This is a genomic window from Streptomyces sp. NPDC060205, assembly GCF_042728395.1.
In the GTDB taxonomy this organism is placed as follows: Bacteria; Actinomycetota; Actinomycetes; order Streptomycetales; family Streptomycetaceae; genus Streptomyces.
Window position 1 is genome coordinate 81,931 of record NZ_JBHWZP010000001.1, and the last position, 19,727, is coordinate 101,657.

Here is a 19,727-nt window from a genome sequence, read left to right on the forward strand (position 1 = left end):
TCCGCTCGGGCACTGCTTCGAGGCGGTTACAACGTTGTATCCCCGGGGAAATGTGACGTCAACACTTCTGCACGAACTTCCTGTTCGACGAGCCGTAGATGCCATATCGGTCGATATCGCTCAACTGGTGAGCGAAGCCATTACAACGTTGGAACATGGCTTACGCTGAGCAGCGCACCGGACCGATACGCGTGACGGAGCAACGCGGAAGGCGGCCGTCGGTCGCCGGCCGTCGGCCGGAAGGAAGCCGGGAGGGAGGGGCGACCACCATGGCAGGTGCACGCCTCAAGGACGTCGCCGAGCGCGCGGGCGTATCGATCAAGACGGTCTCGAACGTCGTCCGGGGCGAGGCCCGGGTCGCGGAACAGACCCGGGAACGGGTGCTGCGCGCCATAGCCGAACTCGACTATCAGCCCAACGCCTCCGCACGCCATCTGCGCACCGGCCGCAGCGGCATCATCGCGCTGGCCGTGCCCGAACTGGTCGCCCCCTACTTCGCGGAACTCGCCGCCGAGGTCATCGCGGCGGCCAAGAAGCGCGGCTGCACGGTCCTCATCGAGGACACCGGGGGAGACCCCGCCGAGGAACTGCGCATCGCCTGCGGACTCAGCGACCCCCTCATCGACGGAGTGCTGCTCAGCCCGCTCTGCCTCGACGAGACGATGCTCGCCAACCGCGAGCGCCGCGTACCCCTCGTCCTCCTGGGCGAGCAGTCGTACAAGATCCCGGCCGATCACGTACTCATCGACAACTCCGCGGCGGCGCGCGAGGCCACCGAACATCTGCTCCGGCTCGGCCGGCGGCGCATCGGAGTCATCGGCCAGCCCTCGGACCGGGCCCACGCCACGACCGTGCAGCGCATGCACGGCTTCCTGACCGCGCTGCACGCCGCCGGTGTGCCGCACGACCCCCGACTCGTCCCGGACACCGGCGAGTTCACCCGCGCCGACGGAGCCGCGGCCATGCGGGTCCTGCTCGCCCTGGACGAGCCCCCGGACGCCGTCTTCTGCTTCAGTGACCTGCTCGCCTCCGGCGCGGTGCGCACCGCGCACGAACACGGACTGCGCGTACCGCAGGACCTGGCGGTCGTGGGCTTCGACGACATCCAGGAGACCCGCTACAGCGTCCCGTCGCTGACCACCGTCTCCCCGGACAAGCGCGAGATCGCCGAACTGGCCGTGGACGCCGTGCTGCACCGGATCACCACGGACGCGGAGGCCCCCCACACGCGACTCATCGCCGGGTACGAACTGGTGGTACGGGAGAGCACGCGGACGCCGGAAGCGCGGTGACGGGCGGCTCCCGACCCCTCTGCGGCTCCCGCCTGCGGCCCGGGCGCGGCGCGCCGGCATGCTAGCGTCGCGATCCCCGGCCGCCGCGTCCTGGCGCGCCGCCGCGACGGAACGAAGGGGCCCGCAGGTGAACGCGTATCCCGGTGCCGCGGAAGCCGGCCGTCCTTCGGTGATCCTCTTCGACCTCGGCAACGTCCTCTTCAGCGACCCCTGGGAGTCCTTGCTGCTGACCCCGGGAGCGGGGCTCGGGGACCGTCTGGGGCTCGACCGGTCCGCCGTACTGGAGGCCGGCCGGCACTGCTGGCGCGCGTTCAGCGTGCGCGAGGCCGATGAGGCGGAGTACTGGAGCGAACTGTCCCGGCGGTTGGACTGCGACATCCCCGCACAGCTGGTCAAGGAGCTGGAGGAGGAGCTGCTGGTGGCGAACCCCGCCGCCGGAGCACTGCTCGCCGCGGCCTGTGCCGACGGAGCCCGGCCGGTGGGCATCGCCTCCAACAACACGTCCTTCTGGTACGCGAAGCAGGCGGACCGGCTGAGTCTGGACCGGTGGATCGACCCGGCTCTGGTCTTCCTGTCCAGCGGGCTCGGCGTCTCCAAGAGCACACCCGGGCGCGGCCTCCTGGAGATCGCCGCGGAGCGGGTCGCCCCGTCCGCCACCCTGTTCGTGGAGGACCGCGGGGCCAACCTGGCGCGCGCTCGGGCGCTGGGTTTCCGCACCGTCGAGTACGCGTTCCAGCACGAGTCCGCAGACGCGTCCGGTGAGGAGTCCGGCGGCGTGTCCGGTGTGTCGGCCGCGGAGTTGCTGGACACAATCACTGGGTGACCGATCCATCACCGGCAACTCCCGCCCCACGTAAGGCGATCCCCGTCGTACGGTCCGCCTCCGCCGCTCCGGGACCTGCGGATCCCGCGGCGCTGACGGCGCTGCTCGCGGAGTACAACTCGCTGCGCTCGGAGAGTCTGCAGGCGATCAGCAACCGCATCCAGATCATGAACTTCGCGTTCACCTCCCTCGCGGTCGTCACCGCCGCCATGATCACCTCCGATCTGCCCCGGGGCGTCCTGATCCCGGCCTGTCTGCTCTTCGTCCCGGGAGCCGCGAAGGCGAGCCTGCTGATCTGGCTGGGGGAGTACCACCGCTCCCAGCGGGCCGGTCAGGGCGTCGCGGCGGTCGAGCGCCGGATCAACAGGCTGCTGGGCACGGGCGACGTCCTCAGCTGGGAATCCCGGCTCGTCTCCTCCGGTACGCACATGGGCTACCCGTACATCGCCACCGCGGTGTTCATCCTCAGCACCGGCGTGCTCGCCCAGAGCCTCGGCGGCTACTTCCTGGTCGGACGGCTGGAGCCCAGCCCGACCCTGCGGGACGATCTCGCCGTCGTGGGCGGCGTCCTCCTCTACGCCGTGCTCTGCGAGACGCTCTTCCTGCGGTTCTTCATCCGCCGCTGGCGGGCGATCCGCAGCGCCACCCACAGCGGTTAGGGCCCGCACCGGGCACGGGAGGCCCCGCGGCTCAGGGAGCCTTGCGCCAGACGTGGATCTCCGTGCCCGGTTGGCGTTCGGAGAACCGTCCCGTCGGGGAGACCGTCCGCAGCAGGCGGCGTACGGCGTCCTCGAAGTCGTCCCGGCCGGCGCCGAACAGGTGCGGGGCCGAGAACGACATCGAGAAGACGCCCGCGACGACGTCGTCATCCGTGCGCTCCAGCGCCTGGCCGCCGGGGACCACCTGCCGCTGGGGGCCGGTGAAGCCCGCCCGGTGGAACACCGCCGCCTCACCGCCGGGCGTCCCGTGCGGCAGCACGCCCCGGCCGGCCCGGCGGACCGGCCCGAGACGGCCGCTCACCAGCTCTTCGAGCGCCGTGTACGGCACCGCCGGATGCGGCAGTCCGTCGACGGTCCCGACGGTCCGGGTCTGTGTCTTCAGGTCGGAGATGTGCACCAGCGCTCCGCCCGGCCGGAGCATGTCGCGCACGATGGCCGCCACCAGGTCCCGGTCCGTCCAGTGGAAGGACTGGGCGAAGACCGCGACGTCGAACGTCCCGAGACCGGCGGGCAGTTGCTCGGCCCGGGCCCGGACCCACCGCGTCTTCTCCTCCACCCCGCGCCCGGCGGCCTCCCGAGTGGCCTCGGCGATCATCCCGCTGTCCGGGTCCACGCCGACGACCTCCTCGAACAGGTCCACCAGGCTCAGGGCGACGGTGCCGGGTCCGCATCCCACGTCGAGGAGGCGTCCCCGCCCGTCGAGTTCCAGGATCCCGGCGAGCGCGTCCGCCAGCCCGGGGGCGTACGGAAGCCTGCCGCGCCGGTAGTAGGCGGCCGTGCCGAGGAACAGGGTGCCGTCCCACTCCCAGTCGGTGCTCATGTCCGCCTTTCCACCGGTATCTCCGTCGGAGCGTCCGCGTGAGACTACCGTTCGCCGGCTCGCGCGGTCAGGGCGAAGGCCAGCAGGGCCGTCGTGGTGAAGTCCAGGGAGGGCTCCACGGTCTGCCAGGCGCCCACGTCGTCCAGGTAGCGCGCACCCTTGCCGTCGAAGTCGCTCCAGGCGCCCTCCGGTGGGGCGGCCGTGCACTTCTTCATCGTGGGAAAGCTGTTCAACTCCTCCAGTTTCGCTGCGGCGTTGGGGCCGTTGACGACCGCTCCCCGCAGAATGGCGCCCGTGCCGTCCAGGCTCCCCCCGAGGTTGGCCAACTGGTGTTCCGGACAGTGCGGATAGACCTCACCCGCGCCGATCATGAAGCTGGTTCCCCAGGGGTTGGCGCCGAGGGCCCAGCCGCGCTGCCGGCCGGCGAAGGCCGCGTACCGTGTGTCCCCGGTCGCGCCGGCGTACAGACGGGCCGTCGCCACCAGCCCGAAGGTGTGCGGGACGGCGTCGAAGTCGTCGTAGACGGCACCGGCCCCGAACGGATCGTCCCCGGCACGGTCGACCCCGTCCTCCACCTGGCGGCGCAGATCGTCGTACAGGTCCGCCGCCGCGATCCCGTGCGCCCGCCCGCCGTCCAGGACGGTGGCCAGGTCCACGTGGGCCAGGGCGCTGACATCCGCGACGCCCAGCGTGCCCCGGACGTCGGAGCGCAGATACGCCCCGGCCCAGCGGGCCGCGTCGTCCGCCCAGTCGCCCTCCCGGTCGTCCCCGAGCGCCTGCGCGGCCAGGGCCAGTTCGGCACCGCCGAACTCCATGTCGTCCTGCCAGGAATCCTCGGGATAGAAGTTCCCCGGGATCGCGGTGAGGGGCGGCTCGTCGGGGTCGGGGGCGGTGTCGGCCAGGGCGTAGACGGCGGCGGCCTTGTCCAGCCACTCCCGGGCCTGCTCGGGATCATCGGCGGCGGAGCGCTGTGCGGCCAGGGCGAAGGCCGCCGCCATCCGCCCCGCCAGACTGGCGCTGACCCCCTCGCCCGGCTCGGCCGCGCGGAAGACCGGCCGGTGCTTGATCGTGTAGTCCGGGTCGCCGGGCGACACGTCGAGCCGGTCGTCGGCCTCCGGAAGCCGCCACACGTCGTGATCCGTCCGTACGGCCTCGTTGCCCGCCCCGATGCCGACCTGGACGTACAGGGTCTCGGTGTCGCCGTCCCACATCCTGTCCAGCCAGGCCAGCCCGTGCGTGGCCTCGTCCGACAGCTCCGCCATGGTGGGCAGGTCCCGCTGCGCGAGCAGGAGCGCGGCGACGGAGTAGGAGGTGGTGCCGGTGAACTTGAGGAAGTCCCCCGCGTCGAACCATCCGCCCGACACATCGACCCGCTCGCCGGCCGGGGTCAGCTCCTCGTCGAGCAGTTCGGTGCCCTCCTCGTCGTACTCCGGCGGTTCGTAGACGGTCGCGTCCTGGTCGGCCAGATGCGAGGGACCATGCCGCAGGGTGTTCCGGGGGCCGCCGGTGACGACGTCGGCCCCGTCGCGCTGCGCCTGGAGAAAGCGGACGTTGTCGCGTACGAGCGGGGTCATCAGTTCGCGGGCTCCGGCCACCCGGAAGGCGGGCGAGCGGCCGGCCGCGCTCCCGCTCAGGACGACGCGGTAGGTGCCGGGCGTGTTCAGCGCGGAGAGGTCGAGGGCCCGTACCGAGGGGTACTCGGCGTTCCAGCGGCCGGTGACGGCTCCGAGCCTCCCCGCCGTGACCACGTCGTCGGTCCTGGCGTCGACGACCTTGAAGCGCGCTCCCGCGAGTGCCGCCGCGGGTCCCATGACGTAGGCCCGTTTCGCCTCGCCGCGCGCGTACCCGACCTGGTCGACCCTGATGGCCACCTCGGTCGAGACAGGCCCGTCGCCGCCGAAGGGCAGCCCGTGCAGGCTCGCGGCGAGGAGCAGGATGCCGAGACCCGCGGCTGAGCCGATCAGCAGCCGGGATGTACGCGCAGAGTTCATGCGTCCACCGTGCCGGAGCCTTCATGAGATGACGATGAGGAGGGGCGGGTGAGGCGTCCGTCGACAGGCCGCCCGGTTCGGCGTCCGGCACCCTTTCCGCGGGCGCGCGACCCGCGCGACGGCGATCAGCGCACTCGTAAGAGCGCGAAGTCCCGGAGGCCGCGAGGGCGTCCGCACCGCGTGACGCGATGCGAGGCGACCGAGTCGCGGTGCGGGGGCGGTTACGGGGCCGGGGGCGTCCGGGGCGGGTGTTCCGGCAGGCGGAGTTCGGCGAGCAGGCCGCCGCCGGGAGCGTCCGTGAGGTGGGCGGTGCCGTGGTGCAGCTCGGCGACCCAGCGGACGATGGCGAGGCCGGCGCCCGTGCCCGGGACGGCGTCCGTCGTGAGGGCAGGGCCTGCCGTCGACCCGGCTACGGCAGCCCCGGTGACCCCTCGCGCGAAGACCCGTTCCCGGTCCGCGAGAGGCACGCCCGCTCCGTGGTCGCGGACCCGCACGAGCCCCGGAGCGACGGTGACCTCCACCGGCGCACCCGCCGGACCCCCGTGCCGCTGAGCGTTCTCCACCAGGTTCCGTACCGCCTGGGCCAGCAGGTCGGGATCTCCGAGTACCACCACCGGTTCCTCCGAGTTCACCGTGACACCCCCGTGGTCGGGCAACTCCTCGACCGTGGTCTCCACCAGCTGGTCGAGGCGCAGCGGCACCAGCTCGACCTGCTGCGTACCGGCCTCGGTGCGGGCCCGGGCCAGCAGGCCGGTGACCAGGCGGCTCAGCCGGTCCACCATCCGTAGCGTCTGGTCGGAGGAACCGTCGCGCTCCGCCACCAGCCGCAACGTCGCCAGCGGTGTACGCAGTTCGTGCGCCGCCTCGGCCAGGAACTGCTCCTGCCGGCCCAGGGCGACGAGAGCGGGACGCATGGCCCGGCCGGACAGCAGATGGCCGACGGCCGCCGCGCAGCACACCAGGGCCGTACAGCCGAGAGCCAGCCAGCGGACCAGGAGGTCGTGGTCGTGCTCGCTGCGTGCGAGTGCCGTGCCGACCAGCACGGCCGCGCCGATCCGGTCGCCGTCCCAGACGGGAGCCGCGGCCCACCGCAGACGCTCGCCCTTCTCGGAGGGGGCACTGACGGAGACGGTCTCCTGCTCCTCCAGGACGTCCCGCCAGACATGGTCGAGCCAGTCCTCGCGGGGGAGCGCCGAGCGTGCGGGGACGACGTTCCAGACCGACGGCGACTCCCCCGGGGCGACCTCCAGGACGGCCAACACCTCGGCGCTCCGGGCGAGTTCGTCCTCACGCAGCGGTTCAAGGTGCAACGCCCCGTCGTTGAACCAGACCGCCCGCGACAGGCCGACTGCCCGGCTGCCCACCTCGTGGTCGAGGCCGGACCGGCGGGACTCGGCGTCGATGCGGACGGCGACGGCGGCGAGGACGACGAGACAGGCCGCGGTCGCCCCGGCGAACAGGAGCGTCATGGACCGGCGGGTGCGCCGCAGCCGGGCGACGGCCGGCGACATGGGGGATGCGGGGGATGCGGAGGGCATGGCCGCCGGGCGGCGGAGGCGCATCATGTCCGCGCCCCCGAGGGCCGTTCCTGGCCGGTGTCGCCCTGGCCGGTGTCATCCGGGTCCGGGCCGTCCGGGTCCGTGTCGTCCAGCCGGTAGCCGACGCCGCGTACCGTCCCGATCGGGTCGGGCGGTCCGAGCCGGCGTCGGAGCTGGCCGATCAGGACGTCCACCACGTTGGACATCGGCTCGCTCGCCTCGTCCCAGCAGCTCTCGATCAGCTCGGTACGCGTCACCACCTGGCCCGCGCGCAGCATCAGTACCTCCAGCACCGCGAACTCCTTGGCAGAGAGGCTGAGCAGCACCCCCGCGCGGGACACACGGCGCCTGGGCAGATCCATCTCAAGGTCACCCGTCCGCAGGACCGGCAACCGCGCGGGCTGCTCCCTGCGGCACAGCGCCCGCACCCGTACGACCAGTTCGGCGAAGGCGAACGGCTTGACCAGGTAGTCGTCCGCCCCGTGCTCGAAGCCGGCCACCCGGTCGCTCACCGCGTCCAGCGCCGTCAGCAGCAGGAAGGGCAGCGCCGAACCCTTGCGCCGGTGCGCGGCGAGCAGTGTGAGCGAGTCGCCGTCCGGGACCGAGCGGTCGGCCACGACACAGTCGTAGCCGTTCACCGCGAGTTTGAGGTCGGCCTCCGCCAGCGTCCGTGCGAGGTCCACGGCGAACCCCGCCTCACGCAGCCGAGCTGCGACGACGGGCCCCAGATCGGGATCGTCCTCCAGGACCAGTACGCGCATGACCTGGAGCTTAGACGCTGCCGACGCCGGGTCCACGGCGGCCCCGACCTGCGTACCCGAGCGCAGGCGTGCAGGTCGGCGCCCCGTAAAGTGCGTTCCTGTCGTCCCTCCCGGGAACCGTTCGTGAGCCCCGTCCCGGGACCCGCCGCCGAATTCCGAGGTACCGAGCAGTGATCCCCGCGCGACCTGGACCGCAGCCCGCCGTCACCGTCGTCGGGATCGGGGCCGACGGCTGGGAAGGCCTGCCGGGCCCCTCCCGTACGACACTTCGCGACGCCGAGGTCCTGATCGGGGGAGGACGCCAGCTGGACCTGCTGCCCCCGGCGGAGTGCGCCGGGGAACGGATCAGCTGGCCCTCGCCCCTGCGCCCCGCCGTCCCCGGCCTCCTCGCCGCCCACGCCGGCCGCCGGATCGCCGTGCTGGCCAGCGGCGATCCGATGTTCTACGGCATCGGCCGCACCCTCACCGAGGTGCTCGACGAGTTGCCCGACGCCGAACTCGGCGCACTGCGCGTCCTGCCGCACCCCTCCTCCGTCTCCCACGCCGCCGCACGCCTCGGCTGGCCCGTGGAGGACGTCGAGGTCGTCACCCTCGTCGGCCGGCCCGCCGCCCGTCTCGCCGCCGCCCTGCACGACGGCCGACGGCTCCTCGTGCTCAGCGCGGACGCGACCACCCCCGCCGAGGTCGCCGCCCTGCTGCGCGACCGCGGCTTCGGCCCCAGCCGCATGCGGGTGCTGGAACAGCTCGGCGGCGGACAGGAACGTACGACCGCCGAGGCGACCGCCGACGACTGGGCGCACCCGTCGGGCGACCCCCTCAACATCGTCGCCGTCGAATGCCGGCGGGCCCCGGACGCCCTGCGGCTCGGCGCCGTGCCGGGGCTGCCGGACGACGCGTACGAGCACGACGGACAGCTCACCAAGCGGCACATCCGGGCCGCCACGCTCGGCGCGCTCGCCCCCACCCCCGGCGAGCTGCTGTGGGACATCGGCGGCGGCTCGGGGTCGATCGCGATCGAGTGGATGCGTACGCACCCCTCGTGCCGGGCGGTCACCGTCGAACGCGACCCGGTACGGGCCGAGCGCATCACCCGCAACGCCGACCGGCTCGGTGTGCCCGGGCTGCGGGTCGTCACCGGTGCCGCGCCCGCGGTCCTGGCCGAACTCCCGCCGCCCGACGCCGTGTTCATCGGCGGCGGGCTCACCGCGCCCGGCCTGCTCGACGCGTGCTGGGAGGCGCTGCCCGCGGGCGGACGGCTGGTCGCCAACACCGTGACCCTGGAGTCGGAGGCACTGCTCGCCGACGCCTACCGGCGCCACGGCGGTGAGCTGGTACGGCTCGCCGTGGCGCACGCCGTACCGGTGGGCGGGTTCACCGGCTGGCGGCAGGCGATGCCGGTCACCCAGTGGGCCGTACAGAAGACCCTCGACCTCCGCCACCCCCGTTCAGGAGCAGACAGATGACCGTGTACTTCATCGGCGCCGGACCCGGTGCCGCCGACCTGATCACGGTGCGCGGCGCCCGTACGCTCGCCGCCTGCCACGTCTGCCTGTACGCGGGCAGCCTGGTCCCGCGCGAACTGCTGGCCGAATGCCCGCCGGACGCCCGGCTGATCGACACCGCGCAGCTCAACCTCGACGAGATCACCGCCGAGACGGTCCGCGCGCACGAGGAGGGCCACGACGTGGCCCGGCTGCACTCCGGGGACCCGTCGGTGTTCAGCGCGATGGCCGAGCAGATGCGGCGCCTGGACGCGGCCGGGGTGCCGTACGAGGTCGTCCCCGGAGTCCCCGCCTTCGCCGCGGCGGCAGCCGCCCTGAAGCGGGAGCTGACCGTGCCGACCGTCGGCCAGACGGTCATCCTCACCCGTATCGCCCACAGCGCCACCGCCATGCCGGAGGGGGAGGACCTGGCCACCCTCGGCCGCAGCGGCGCGCTCATCGTGCTGCACCTCGCCGCCCGGTACGCGGACCGGGTCGTCGACGAACTGCTTCCGCACTACGGCGCCGACTGTCCCGCAGCGGTCGTCGCCTACGCCTCCCGCCCCGACGAGCTGGTCATCCGCGGCAGGCTGGACGAGATCGCCCGGAAGGTGAAGGAGGCCGGCGTGCTGCGGACCGCCGTCATCATGGTCGGGCGGACCCTGGGTGCCGAGCAGTTCCGCGACAGCCATCTGTACTCGGCCGAGCGGGACCGCCACGTCTGCTGATGCCGGCTGAGCACGTGCCGGCGGTGTGCGGGGCTCACGCCACCGTGCTGCGCCCCACCACCGTGCCCGCCCGGTCGATGCAGATCACGTCGACCGCGACCGGCGCCCCGCGCAGCACGGCCAGGGCCTCGTCGCGGGCGGTCGTCGCGACCAGCTCGCCCAGCGGGACCCCGGCCGCCATGCACAGTTGGAGCGCCGCCAGTCCGGTGTTGGCCCCGGCCACCTCGGCGGCCAGCGACTCGCCCGCCCCGCCGCGCCGGGCCAGCTCGGCGAGGAACCCCTTGTCGACCTGGGAGCGGGCGGAGTGCAGGTCCAGATGCCCCGCGGCCAGCTTCGACAGCTTGGCGAAGCCGCCGCAGATGGTCAGCCGGTCGACGGGATGCCGGCGGATGTACTTGAGCACGGCGCCCGCGAAGTCCCCCATGTCGAGCAGCGCGTCCTCGGGGAGCCGGTACTCGGCGACGACCGTCTTCTCCGACGTCGACCCCGTGCACCCGGCGACATGCGTACGCCCCGCCGCGCGGGCCACGTCCACGCCCCGCCGGATCGAGTCGATCCAGGCCGAGCACGAGTACGGCACCACGATGCCGGTGGTGCCGAGGATGGACAGGCCGCCGAGGATGCCGAGCCGCGGGTTCCAGGTGGAGCGGGCGATCTCCTCGCCGTGGTCGACGGAGACGGTGATCTCGACATCGCCGGTGCCGCCGTGCCGGGCCGCGACCTCGGCGACGTGCTCGCTCATCATCCGGCGGGGGACCGGGTTGACGGCGGGCTCACCGACGGCCAGCGGCAGCCCCGGACGGGTGATCGTGCCCACGCCCGGGCCCGCCCGGAAGACCACCCCGGCACCCGCGGGAAGCCGCCGGACCGTGGCCCGTACCAGCGCGCCGTGCGTGACATCGGGATCGTCACCCGCGTCCTTCACGATCCCCGCCATCGCGTACGTGTCCGTCAGCTCCTCGGCCGCGAGCGCGAACGACGGCGTCTGCCCCCTGGGCAGCGTGATGGTCACCGGGTCGGGAAACTCCCCGGTCAGCAGCGCGGTGTACGCGGCCGTCGTGGCCGCGGTCGCACAGGCGCCGGTGGTCCAGCCGGGCCGCAGCCCGGTGTGCTTGAGTTGGGCCCCGCGCCCGCCCTTCGCCTCGCCGGCACCGGCTGTGGAACCGGCACCGGCGTCGGCACCCTGCTCTTCGCTGTTCATGAACGGACCCGGATCTCCATGCACGTACTGATACTCGGCGGAACGACCGAAGCCCGACAGCTGGCCGGGCTCCTGCACGGTACCCCCGGCCTCGACCTGACGAGTTCCCTGGCCGGGCGGGTGGGCAGCCCTCGGCTGCCGCCGGGCGAGGTCCGGGTCGGCGGTTTCGGCGGAGCCGAGGGGATGGCCGCGTGGCTGCGCGAGCACGCGGTGGACGTGCTCATCGACGCCACCCACCCCTTCGCCGACAAGATCAGCTTCAACGCGGCGAGCGCCGCCGCCACGGCCCGTGTTCCCCTGCTCGCGCTGCGCCGCCCCGGCTGGGCCCCGGTCGAGGGCGACGACTGGCACGAGGCCGCTTCACTGGAGGAGGCGGCGAGGCTGCTGCCCGGGCTCGGCCGGCGGGTGTTCCTCACGACCGGCCGCATGGGCCTGGCCGCGTTCGCGCACCTGGACGACCTGTGGTTCCTCGTACGGTCCGTCGACGCGCCGGAGCCCCCGTATCCCGCCCGCATGGAGGTGCTGCTGGACCGCGGCCCCTTCACGCTCGCCGGGGAACGCGACCTGCTGCGCCGCCACCACCTCGACGTCCTGGTGACGAAGGACAGCGGAGGCGCAGCCACGGCACCCAAACTGACGGCGGCACGAGAGGCGGGCGTCCCGGTGGTGGTGATCCGCCGCCCGCCGACTCCAGAAGGCGTCCAGGTGGCCACCACCCCCGAGTCGGCGGCCCACTGGGTCACACAACGAATGGGGCGCCCCGCAGTCGAGCGCCCCTAAGGGGCGCGGGGAACTGCGCGCCCAGCCACGACGCACCCGCAGTCGACTGGCCCTTCAAGGGGCGCGGGGAACTGCGCGACCAGCCACAGTGCACCCGCACCCAACCCACACCACACCGAGCCCGCCGCGCCGCAGGCAACGCGCTCAGGCCTCCGGATACCGCCGAGGTGTCCAGACAATCTCCTCAGAACCCCCGCGCCGCACGGCAACCCGAGTCTGCGAGGACCCGACCAGCAGAACGGTCCGCATGTCGACCTCACCCGGGTCGAGCTCACCCAGCCGCACGATCCGTACCCGCTCACCCGCCCCGCCCACGTCCCGGGCGACCACGACCGGCGTGTCCGGGGCCCGGTGCTCAAGCAGCAGCTCGCGGGCCTTGCCCACCTGCCAGGTACGGCTCTGCGAACCGGGGTTGTACAGGGCCAGCACCAGATCCGCCGAGGCCGCCGCGCGCAGCCGCTCGGCGATCACCTCCCACGGCTTGAGCCGGTCGGACAGGGAGACGGTGGCGTAGTCGTGGCCGAGGGGTGCGCCCGCGCGGGCGGCGGCGGCGTTGGCCGCGGTCACCCCCGGCAGCACCCGCACCGGGACGTCCGCGTACTCCTTCTGCGAGGCGGCCTCAAGGACGGCGGTCGCCATCGCGAAGACGCCCGGGTCGCCGCCGGAGACGACGGCCACCCGCCGCCCCCGCTGGGCCAGTTGGAGCGCGAACTCGGCGCGCTCGGCCTCCACGCGGTTGTCCGAGCCGTGCCGGAGCTGCCCGGCCCGCTCCGGCACCCGGTCGAGGTAGGTGGTGTAACCGACCAGGTCGTCGGCGGCGGCGAGGGCGCCCCGCGTCTCGGGGGTCAGCCACAGCGGTCCGGCGGGCCCGGTGCCGACCACGACGACCTCGCCCTGCTCCCGTACGGGCCGCTCGGCGTCGACCCGGCTGGGCAGGACGGCCACCGAGAAGTACGGCACCGACTCCGGTTCCACGTCGGCCAGTTCGGCGACGCGCTCCCCGTCCATGGTGGCCCGCTCGACGTACCGGGCCTCGTCGAGGCGCCCCGAACTCTCCAGCGCGCGCCGCACCTTGGGGAACGTACGGCCCAGCTTCATCACCACGGCCACGTCGGTCGCGGCGAGCCGCGCGGTCAGCTCCTCCTCGGGCAGCGTGCCCGGCAGGATGGTCAGCACCTCCTCGCCCTCGGCGAGCGGGGTGCCGAGCCGGGCCGCGGCGGCGGACACGGACGTGACACCGGGGACGACCTCGGTGTCGTAACGGTCGACGAGCCGCTTGTGCATGTGCATGTACGAGCCGTAGAACAGCGGATCGCCCTCGGCGAGGACCGCCACCGTGCGCCCCGCGTCGAGGTGCGCGGCGAGCCGGGCCGAGGCCTCGGCGTAGAACTCGTCCATGGCGCCCTGGTAGCCGCCCGGGTGGTCGGTGGTCTCCACCGTGAGCGGATAGACGAGCCGCTCCTCGATGTGGTCCTCGCGTATGTGCCTGGCCGCGATCGAGCGGGCGATGGACCGCCCGTGCCGGGCACTGTGGTAGGCGATCACGTCCGCCTCGGCGATGACCTCGACGGCCCGCAAGGTCATCAGGGACGGGTCGCCGGGGCCGAGCCCGACCCCGTACAGCTTGCCGTTCTTGCCACTCTTGCCGTTCTCGCCGTTCACTCTTCCTCGCTAGCGATCGCGTTGAGGGCGGAGGCGGCCAGGGCGCTGCCTCCGCGACGGCCGCGTACGACCAGGTGGTCCAGACCGGACGGGTGCGCGGCGAGCGCGTCCTTGGACTCGGCGGCGCCGATGAAGCCGACCGGGACGCCGATGACGGCGGCCGGACGCGGCGCGCCCTCCTCGATCATCTCCAGGAGGCGGAACAGGGCCGTGGGGGCGTTGCCGATGGCCACCACGGAACCCTCAAGACGGTCGCGCCACAGCTCCAGCGCGGCGGCGCTGCGCGTGGTGCCCAGCTTCGCGGCCAGTTCAGGGACGGCCGGGTCGGACAGCGTGCAGAGCACGTCGTTGTCGGCGGGCAGCCGCTTGCGGGTCACCCCGCTGGCCACCATCTGGACGTCGCAGAGGATCGGCGCACCGGCGCGCAGGGCTGCACGGGCCCGTGACACCACGTCCGGGGTGAAGGCGAGGTCGCGTACGAGGTCGACCATCCCGCAGGCGTGGATCATCCGTACGGCGACCTGGCTGACGTCGGGGGGCAGCGCCGCGAGGTCCGCCTCCGCGCGGATCGTGGCGAAGGACTGGCGGTATATCGCCGCGCCGTCCTTCTCGTAGTCGTACGTGGTCACGGTGTTCTTCTCACTGCTCTCGGTCGTCATACGGTTCGGGTTCGGGCCACTCGGGTTCATGTGATCTTCGCCAGGGCGACGGCGAGACGGGAAGGGTCGTCCAGGTCGACTGCGCGCGCTCCGTCGTCTCCAGGTCCGGGTCCGGCGACGGACAGCCGGTAACCCCCCTCGGGTGCGGCGACGACATCGATCCGCTCACCCCGCGGGTGCCCGCAGCGGCGCTCGCACCCGGACCAGTACAGGGGAAGGCCGCTTTGGTGCTGCAGGGCACCGACCGCACCGAGCGTGGCGGTCGCGTCCGCCCGTACGTCGGCCCGCGACTTGGCGCAGCCCGGCCGCCCGATGCACGCGCCGACGCGCAGCCAGGGCGAGTCCGGAGCGGTGACGAGGCCCACGGTGTCGAGGCGGGCCAGCGCCTCGGTCCGCTGTGCGGCGCTCGTCCCCGGAGTGGGAAGAACCACACCGCGCCACGGGGTCAGCCGCAGCTCACCGACGGTGACCCGGGTCAACTCCCGCCACTGAGGCGCCGAGAAGCGGCCCAGCGGAACGTGTACGGACAAGGCGTCCCCGACCACTCCCGGCTGCGGGCCGTCCGCGCGGCCGGTCTCCCGTACCCGCCGCCGGTGGCCGATGCCCTCCGCCGTCAGACGACGGCCGGCCAGCGCGGTCAACTCGTCGTCCGCGAGCGCCAGCTCGGCCACCCGCCAGGCGCGGGTCCCGCCCGCCCGTTCGGCCTCCAGGAACGCTTCCGCCGCCGCCAGCGCGGCCCGCGGCGCGTCCTCGGCGGACAGGTGCAGTGCCTGGCCCGCCGATCCGAGCGCGAGCTGCGCGCCGCCGTCCGCCGCGGCCCGTACCGTCACGTCGGCTTCGAGGTCGGCCATGTCCCCGCGCCCGTCGTCCAGCGCGAACAGGAACCGTCCCGACAGCGCCTGCGCCGCCTCGCTCGCGCACAGCGCGGTGTCGAGGGCCGACAGCCAGGGCCGTACGTCCAGGAAGCCCTGGGCGTCGAGACCCGACAGCGGGGAGGCGACGATGTTGCGCACGCGCTCGTGCCCGCGTGAGGGCAGCAGCCCGGCGGCGGTCAGCGACTCGGCCAGCGCTGCCCCGCACCCGTCCGCCAGTCCGCGCAGCTGTACGTTGCCGCGCGAGGTGAGATGCACGTCACCGTCGCCCAGGCGCTCGGCCGCGTCGGCGAGCACCTCTGCCTGGCGGACGGTCAGCACACCGCCGGGGATCCTGACCCGGGCCAGCGCCCCGTCGTCCGCCGCGTGCAGCCGCAGGGTCCCCGGGCAGGCGTCACCGCGGTCCCGTGAGACCGCTGTGGCCTGGGACGATGGACGGAGGGCAGCCGAGGACATGGCGGCGAGCATACCTACGTTCCCGCAGGCTGTATGCCCCGCCCTTTTTCCCCGACCCTTACTATTCCTTTCGGCGGATCATCCGATCCGCCACCGCCACCACGGCGACAGGGGAGGAAGCCGGTGCGAAGCCGGCGCGGTCCCGCCACTGTGAGCCCGGCCAGAGAATCCGGGTGAGCCAGGAACTCCCTTTCCCCAGCTCACGAGTTCGCGCGTGAGCACGGGGAGACCCAGTCCACCACCGCCCGGGGCGCGGACCCCGAGGAAGGCCCGACGCCACATGATCCTCCTGCTGTCGACGTCCGACACCGACCTGCTCAGCGCTCGCGCGGCCGACGGTCCGGTGCCCTACCGGTTCGCCAACCCGGCCCGCCTCGACATCGACGCCCTCCCCGCCCTCCTGGACGGCGTCGACCTCGTCGTCGTACGTCTCCTCGGCGGTCTGCGCGCCTGGGAGGACGGCCTCGACCTGCTGCTCGCCGACGGCCGCCCGGTCGTCGTCCTCACCGGCGAACAGGCCCCCGACGCCCAGCTGATGGCCGCCTCCACCGTGCCCATCGGCATCGCCGCCGAGGCCCACGCCTACCTCGCGCACGGCGGCCCGGACAACCTCGACCAGCTGGCGCGCTTCCTCTCGGACACGGTCCTGCTCACCGGCCACGGCTTCGACCCGCCCGCCCCCGCCCCGACCTGGGGCCCGCTGGAGCGCACGGCCCGCGAGATCCCCGGCGCCCCGACCATCGCGGTGCTCTACTACCGCGCCCACCACATGAGCGGCAACACGGCCTTCATCGGCGCCCTGTGCGACGCGGTGGAGGACGCGGGCGGTCGCGCGCTCCCGCTGTACGTCGCCTCCCTGCGCGCCCCCGAGCCGGAGCTGATCGAGGAGCTGCGGGCGGCCGACACGATCGTCACGACCGTCCTCGCGGCCGGCGGCACCAAGCCCGCCGAGGCCTCCGCGGGCGGCGACGACGAGTCCTGGGACGCGGGCGCCCTCACCGGCCTGGACATCCCGATCCTCCAGGCCCTGTGCCTGACCGGCTCGCGGACCGCCTGGGAGGAGAACGACGAGGGTGTCTCGCCCCTGGACGCGGCGAGCCAGATCGCGGTCCCGGAGTTCGACGGCCGCCTGATCACCGTGCCGTTCTCCTTCAAGGAGATCGACGAGGACGGCCTCCCCGCGTACGTCGCCGATCCCGAGCGGGCCGCCCGGGTGGCCGGGATCGCCGTACGCCACGCCCGCCTCAGGCACATCCCGGCCGCCGAGAAGCGGCTCGCGCTGGTGCTGTCCGCGTACCCGACCAAGCACTCGCGGATCGGGAACGCCGTCGGCCTCGACACCCCCGCGAGCGCCGTCGCGATCCTGCGCCGACTCATCGGCGAGGGCTACGACTTCGGGCCCGAGCAGGACATCCCCGGTCTGGTCTCGGGCGAGGGCGACGAGCTGATCCGCGCGCTGATCGAGGCGGGCGGCCACGACCAGGACTGGCTCACCGAGGAGCAGCTGGCCCGCAACCCGGTCCGTATCCCGGCGGCCGACTACAAGCGCTGGTACGCGACCCTGCCCGAGTCGCTGCGCACCTCCGTGGAGGAGCACTGGGGCCCGGCGCCCGGTGAGATGTTCGTCGACCGCAGCAGCAACCCGGAGGGCGACATCGTCCTCGCGGCGCTGCGCCGCGGGAACCTGCTGGTCCTCATCCAGCCGCCGCGCGGCTTCGGCGAGAACCCGATCGCGATCTACCACGACCCCGATCTGCCGCCCTCGCACCACTACCTCGCCGCCTACCGCTGGATCGCCGCCGCGCACGCGGACGGCGGGTTCGGCGCGGACGCGATGATCCACCTCGGCAAGCACGGCAACCTGGAGTGGCTGCCCGGCAAGAACGCCGGCCTGTCCGCCGCCTGCGGCCCGGACGCCGCCCTCGGTGACCTGCCGCTCGTCTACCCGTTCCTGGTCAACGACCCGGGCGAGGGCACCCAGGCCAAGCGCCGCGTCCACGCCACGCTCGTGGACCACCTGGTCCCGCCGATGGCCCGCGCCGACTCCTACGGGGACATCGCGCGGCTGGAGCAACTGCTCGACGAGCACGCCCAGATCGCCGCCATGGACCCGGCGAAGCTGCCCGCGATCCGCGCCCAGATCTGGACCCTCATCCAGGCCGCGAAGCTCGACCACGACCTGGGACTTGAGGACCGCCCCGAGGACGACGGCTTCGACGACTTCCTGCTGCACGTCGACGGCTGGCTGTGCGAGATCAAGGACGCCCAGATCCGCGACGGCCTGCACGTCCTCGGCAATCCGCCGCAGGGCGCCGACCGCGTCAACCTCGTCCTCGCGATCCTCCGCGCCCGCCAGATCTGGGGCGGCAGCGCCGCTCTGCTCGGTCTGCGCGAGGCGCTCGGCCTGGACGAGTCGGCCGCGACCCGCACCACCGCCGACGAGGCGGAGGACAAGGCCCGCGCGCTGGTGCAGGCGATGGACGACGCCGGCTGGGACCCGGCCGCCGTCCCCACCGACCAGGGCGAACAGGTCGCCGCCATCCTTCAGTTCGCCGCCCGCGAGGTCGTCCCGCGGCTCGCCGGGACCACCGCCGAACTCGACCACACCGTGCACGCCCTGAACGGCGGCTTCGTCCCGGCAGGACCCTCCGGATCACCCCTGCGCGGTCTGGTCAATGTCCTGCCGACCGGCCGGAACTTCTACTCCGTCGACCCCAAGGCCGTCCCGTCGCGGCTCGCCTGGGAGACAGGACAGGCCCTCGCCGACTCCCTCCTGGAGCGCTACCGCACCGACAACGGCGACTGGCCCACCTCCGTCGGCCTCTCCCTGTGGGGCACCAGCGCGATGCGCACGGCCGGCGACGACGTGGCCGAAGCCCTCGCCCTGCTCGGCGTCCGCCCCGTCTGGGACGACGCCTCACGCCGGGTCACCGGCCTGGAGGCCGTCCCGTACGAGGAGTTGGGCCGCCCTCGTATCGATGTGACCCTGCGCATCTCGGGCTTCTTCCGGGACGCGTTCCCGCACACGATCGGCCTGCTCGACGACGCGGTACGCCTGGCCGCCTCCCTCGACGAACCGGCCGAAGCCAATTTCGTCCGTGCCCACACCCAGGCCGACCTGGCCGAGCACGGCGACGAACGGCGCGCCACCACCCGTATCTTCGGCTCCCGGCCCGGTACGTACGGCGCCGGGCTGCTGCAGCTCATCGACTCGCGCGACTGGCGCACGGACGCCGACCTCGCCGAGGTCTACACGGTGTGGGGCGGCTACGCCTACGGCCGCGAACTCGACGGCCGGCCGGCCCGCGACGAGATGGAGACCGCGTACAAGCGCATCGCCGTCGCCGCCAAGAACACGGACACCCGTGAGCACGACATCGCGGACTCGGACGACTACTTCCAGTACCACGGCGGCATGGTCGCCACCGTCCGGGCGCTGCGCGGCACCGCCCCCGAGGCGTACATCGGCGACTCGACCCGCCCCGAGACGGTCCGCACCCGCACGCTCGTCGAGGAGACCTCCCGGGTCTTCCGCGCCCGGGTCGTCAACCCCAAGTGGATCGAGGCGATGCGCCGCCACGGCTACAAGGGCGCCTTCGAACTCGCCGCCACCGTCGACTACCTCTTCGGTTACGACGCCACCACGGGCGTGATCGCCGACTGGATGTACGACAAGCTCACCGAGACGTACGTCCTGGATCCGGCCAACCGCGAGTTCCTGCAGCAGGCCAACCCCTGGGCCCTGCACGGCATCGCCGAGCGGCTGCTCGAAGCGGAGTCGCGCGGGATGTGGGAGAAGCCGGACCCGGCGGTGCTGGAGGCGCTGCGCCAGGTGTACCTGGAGACGGAAGGGGACCTGGAGGGCGAGGACTGAGCCCCGGGGCCGGTAAGTACTGACCGAGGACAGCAACACAGCGAGGGCCGGAGGGGTTTCCCCTCCGGCC

General features: G+C 73.3%; 15 protein-coding genes and 1 riboswitch. Of the genes, 7 read left to right on the forward strand and 8 right to left on the reverse strand.

Annotated features, from left to right (window positions below):
* The first annotated feature begins 269 nt into the window (after positions 1 to 269).
* The 3 genes from ACFWGJ_RS00350 (at position 270) to ACFWGJ_RS00360 (ending at position 2,774) form a co-directional block, all read left to right on the forward strand.
* On the forward strand, positions 270 to 1,292 hold the full coding sequence (locus tag ACFWGJ_RS00350) for a LacI family DNA-binding transcriptional regulator (protein ID WP_387319963.1): 1,023 nt from the start codon (positions 270 to 272) through the stop codon (positions 1,290 to 1,292).
* Positions 1,293 to 1,419: 127 nt separating this feature from the next.
* Entirely contained in the window at positions 1,420 to 2,115 is a 696-nt protein-coding gene (locus ACFWGJ_RS00355) for an HAD family hydrolase (protein WP_387319964.1), read from the forward strand.
* Positions 2,112 to 2,774, forward strand: a complete 663-nt coding sequence (locus ACFWGJ_RS00360) for a hypothetical protein (RefSeq protein WP_387319965.1) — start codon at positions 2,112 to 2,114, stop codon at positions 2,772 to 2,774. The genes ACFWGJ_RS00355 and ACFWGJ_RS00360 overlap by 4 nt, the downstream gene beginning before the upstream one ends.
* Before the next feature lie 31 nt (positions 2,775 to 2,805).
* Here the strand turns inward: ACFWGJ_RS00360 and ACFWGJ_RS00365 are convergent, their stop codons facing one another.
* From ACFWGJ_RS00365 to ACFWGJ_RS00380, 4 genes are all read right to left on the reverse strand, one after another.
* Positions 2,806 to 3,654 (reverse strand): class I SAM-dependent methyltransferase, encoded by an 849-nt coding sequence (locus tag ACFWGJ_RS00365; RefSeq protein ID WP_387319966.1) that lies wholly within the window; start codon positions 3,652 to 3,654, stop codon positions 2,806 to 2,808.
* A gap of 44 nt (positions 3,655 to 3,698) precedes the next feature.
* The gene (locus ACFWGJ_RS00370) at positions 3,699 to 5,645 is read right to left on the reverse strand and encodes a glycoside hydrolase family 9 protein (RefSeq protein ID WP_387319967.1); all 1,947 of its coding nucleotides are present in this window, start codon (positions 5,643 to 5,645) and stop codon (positions 3,699 to 3,701) included.
* Between the two features lie 221 nt (positions 5,646 to 5,866).
* Positions 5,867 to 7,156, reverse strand: coding sequence for a sensor histidine kinase (locus tag ACFWGJ_RS00375; protein WP_387319968.1), 1,290 nt, complete (start codon positions 7,154 to 7,156; stop codon positions 5,867 to 5,869).
* A 50-nt stretch (positions 7,157 to 7,206) separates the two neighbouring features.
* On the reverse strand, positions 7,207 to 7,944 hold the full coding sequence (locus tag ACFWGJ_RS00380) for a winged helix-turn-helix domain-containing protein (protein ID WP_387319969.1): 738 nt from the start codon (positions 7,942 to 7,944) through the stop codon (positions 7,207 to 7,209).
* A 170-nt stretch (positions 7,945 to 8,114) separates the two neighbouring features.
* Between ACFWGJ_RS00380 and cbiE the strand changes: the two genes are divergently transcribed.
* A complete protein-coding gene (cbiE, locus tag ACFWGJ_RS00385; RefSeq protein WP_387319970.1) occupies positions 8,115 to 9,407 on the forward strand; it encodes a precorrin-6y C5,15-methyltransferase (decarboxylating) subunit CbiE in 1,293 nt (430 codons plus the stop codon).
* Complete coding sequence (gene cobM / locus ACFWGJ_RS00390; RefSeq protein WP_387319971.1) at positions 9,404 to 10,153, forward strand: precorrin-4 C(11)-methyltransferase; 750 nt, start codon at positions 9,404 to 9,406, stop codon at positions 10,151 to 10,153. The genes cbiE and cobM overlap by 4 nt, the downstream gene beginning before the upstream one ends.
* A gap of 34 nt (positions 10,154 to 10,187) precedes the next feature.
* Here the strand turns inward: cobM and ACFWGJ_RS00395 are convergent, their stop codons facing one another.
* Positions 10,188 to 11,354, reverse strand: a complete 1,167-nt coding sequence (locus ACFWGJ_RS00395) for a cobalt-precorrin-5B (C(1))-methyltransferase (protein ID WP_387319972.1) — start codon at positions 11,352 to 11,354, stop codon at positions 10,188 to 10,190.
* Between the two features lie 18 nt (positions 11,355 to 11,372).
* On the opposite strand from ACFWGJ_RS00395, the gene ACFWGJ_RS00400 reads away from it, so the two are divergent.
* Entirely contained in the window at positions 11,373 to 12,134 is a 762-nt protein-coding gene (locus tag ACFWGJ_RS00400) for a cobalt-precorrin-6A reductase (protein ID WP_387319973.1), read from the forward strand.
* A gap of 144 nt (positions 12,135 to 12,278) precedes the next feature.
* On the opposite strand, the gene ACFWGJ_RS00405 is transcribed toward ACFWGJ_RS00400, so the two are convergent.
* Genes ACFWGJ_RS00405 through cobG form a run of 3 tightly spaced genes read right to left on the reverse strand, consistent with a single transcriptional unit; the run spans position 12,279 to position 15,795 of the window.
* Positions 12,279 to 13,796, reverse strand: coding sequence for a precorrin-2 C(20)-methyltransferase (locus ACFWGJ_RS00405; RefSeq protein ID WP_387319974.1), 1,518 nt, complete (start codon positions 13,794 to 13,796; stop codon positions 12,279 to 12,281).
* On the reverse strand, positions 13,793 to 14,455 hold the full coding sequence (locus tag ACFWGJ_RS00410; protein ID WP_387319975.1) for a precorrin-8X methylmutase: 663 nt from the start codon (positions 14,453 to 14,455) through the stop codon (positions 13,793 to 13,795). The genes ACFWGJ_RS00405 and ACFWGJ_RS00410 overlap by 4 nt, the downstream gene beginning before the upstream one ends.
* A 26-nt stretch (positions 14,456 to 14,481) precedes the next feature.
* A complete protein-coding gene (cobG, locus tag ACFWGJ_RS00415; protein WP_387319976.1) occupies positions 14,482 to 15,795 on the reverse strand; it encodes a precorrin-3B synthase in 1,314 nt (437 codons plus the stop codon).
* Between the two features lie 101 nt (positions 15,796 to 15,896).
* Positions 15,897 to 15,971: riboswitch (cobalamin riboswitch) on the forward strand.
* 92 nt (positions 15,972 to 16,063) lie between these two features.
* Between cobG and cobN the strand changes: the two genes are divergently transcribed.
* On the forward strand, positions 16,064 to 19,657 hold the full coding sequence (gene cobN, locus ACFWGJ_RS00420; protein WP_387319977.1) for a cobaltochelatase subunit CobN: 3,594 nt from the start codon (positions 16,064 to 16,066) through the stop codon (positions 19,655 to 19,657).
* Positions 19,658 to 19,727 lie beyond the last annotated feature (70 nt).

What these genes read in the sequence shown, in the direction of transcription:
- cobN (WP_387319977.1), top strand. Translation starts at nt 16,064, where the DNA reads ATGATCCTCCTGCTGTCGACGTCCGACACCGACCTGCTCAGCGCTCGC.
- ACFWGJ_RS00410 (WP_387319975.1), bottom strand. Translation starts at nt 14,455, where the DNA reads ATGACGACCGAGAGCAGTGAGAAGAACACCGTGACCACGTACGACTAC.
- ACFWGJ_RS00400 (WP_387319973.1), top strand. Translation starts at nt 11,373, where the DNA reads ATGCACGTACTGATACTCGGCGGAACGACCGAAGCCCGACAGCTGGCC.
- cobG (WP_387319976.1), bottom strand. Translation starts at nt 15,795, where the DNA reads ATGCTCGCCGCCATGTCCTCGGCTGCCCTCCGTCCATCGTCCCAGGCC.
- ACFWGJ_RS00370 (WP_387319967.1), bottom strand. Translation starts at nt 5,645, where the DNA reads ATGAACTCTGCGCGTACATCCCGGCTGCTGATCGGCTCAGCCGCGGGT.
- ACFWGJ_RS00395 (WP_387319972.1), bottom strand. Translation starts at nt 11,354, where the DNA reads ATGAACAGCGAAGAGCAGGGTGCCGACGCCGGTGCCGGTTCCACAGCC.
- ACFWGJ_RS00350 (WP_387319963.1), top strand. Translation starts at nt 270, where the DNA reads ATGGCAGGTGCACGCCTCAAGGACGTCGCCGAGCGCGCGGGCGTATCG.
- ACFWGJ_RS00365 (WP_387319966.1), bottom strand. Translation starts at nt 3,654, where the DNA reads ATGAGCACCGACTGGGAGTGGGACGGCACCCTGTTCCTCGGCACGGCC.
- ACFWGJ_RS00380 (WP_387319969.1), bottom strand. Translation starts at nt 7,944, where the DNA reads ATGCGCGTACTGGTCCTGGAGGACGATCCCGATCTGGGGCCCGTCGTC.
- cobM (WP_387319971.1), top strand. Translation starts at nt 9,404, where the DNA reads ATGACCGTGTACTTCATCGGCGCCGGACCCGGTGCCGCCGACCTGATC.
- ACFWGJ_RS00375 (WP_387319968.1), bottom strand. Translation starts at nt 7,156, where the DNA reads ATGTCGCCGGCCGTCGCCCGGCTGCGGCGCACCCGCCGGTCCATGACG.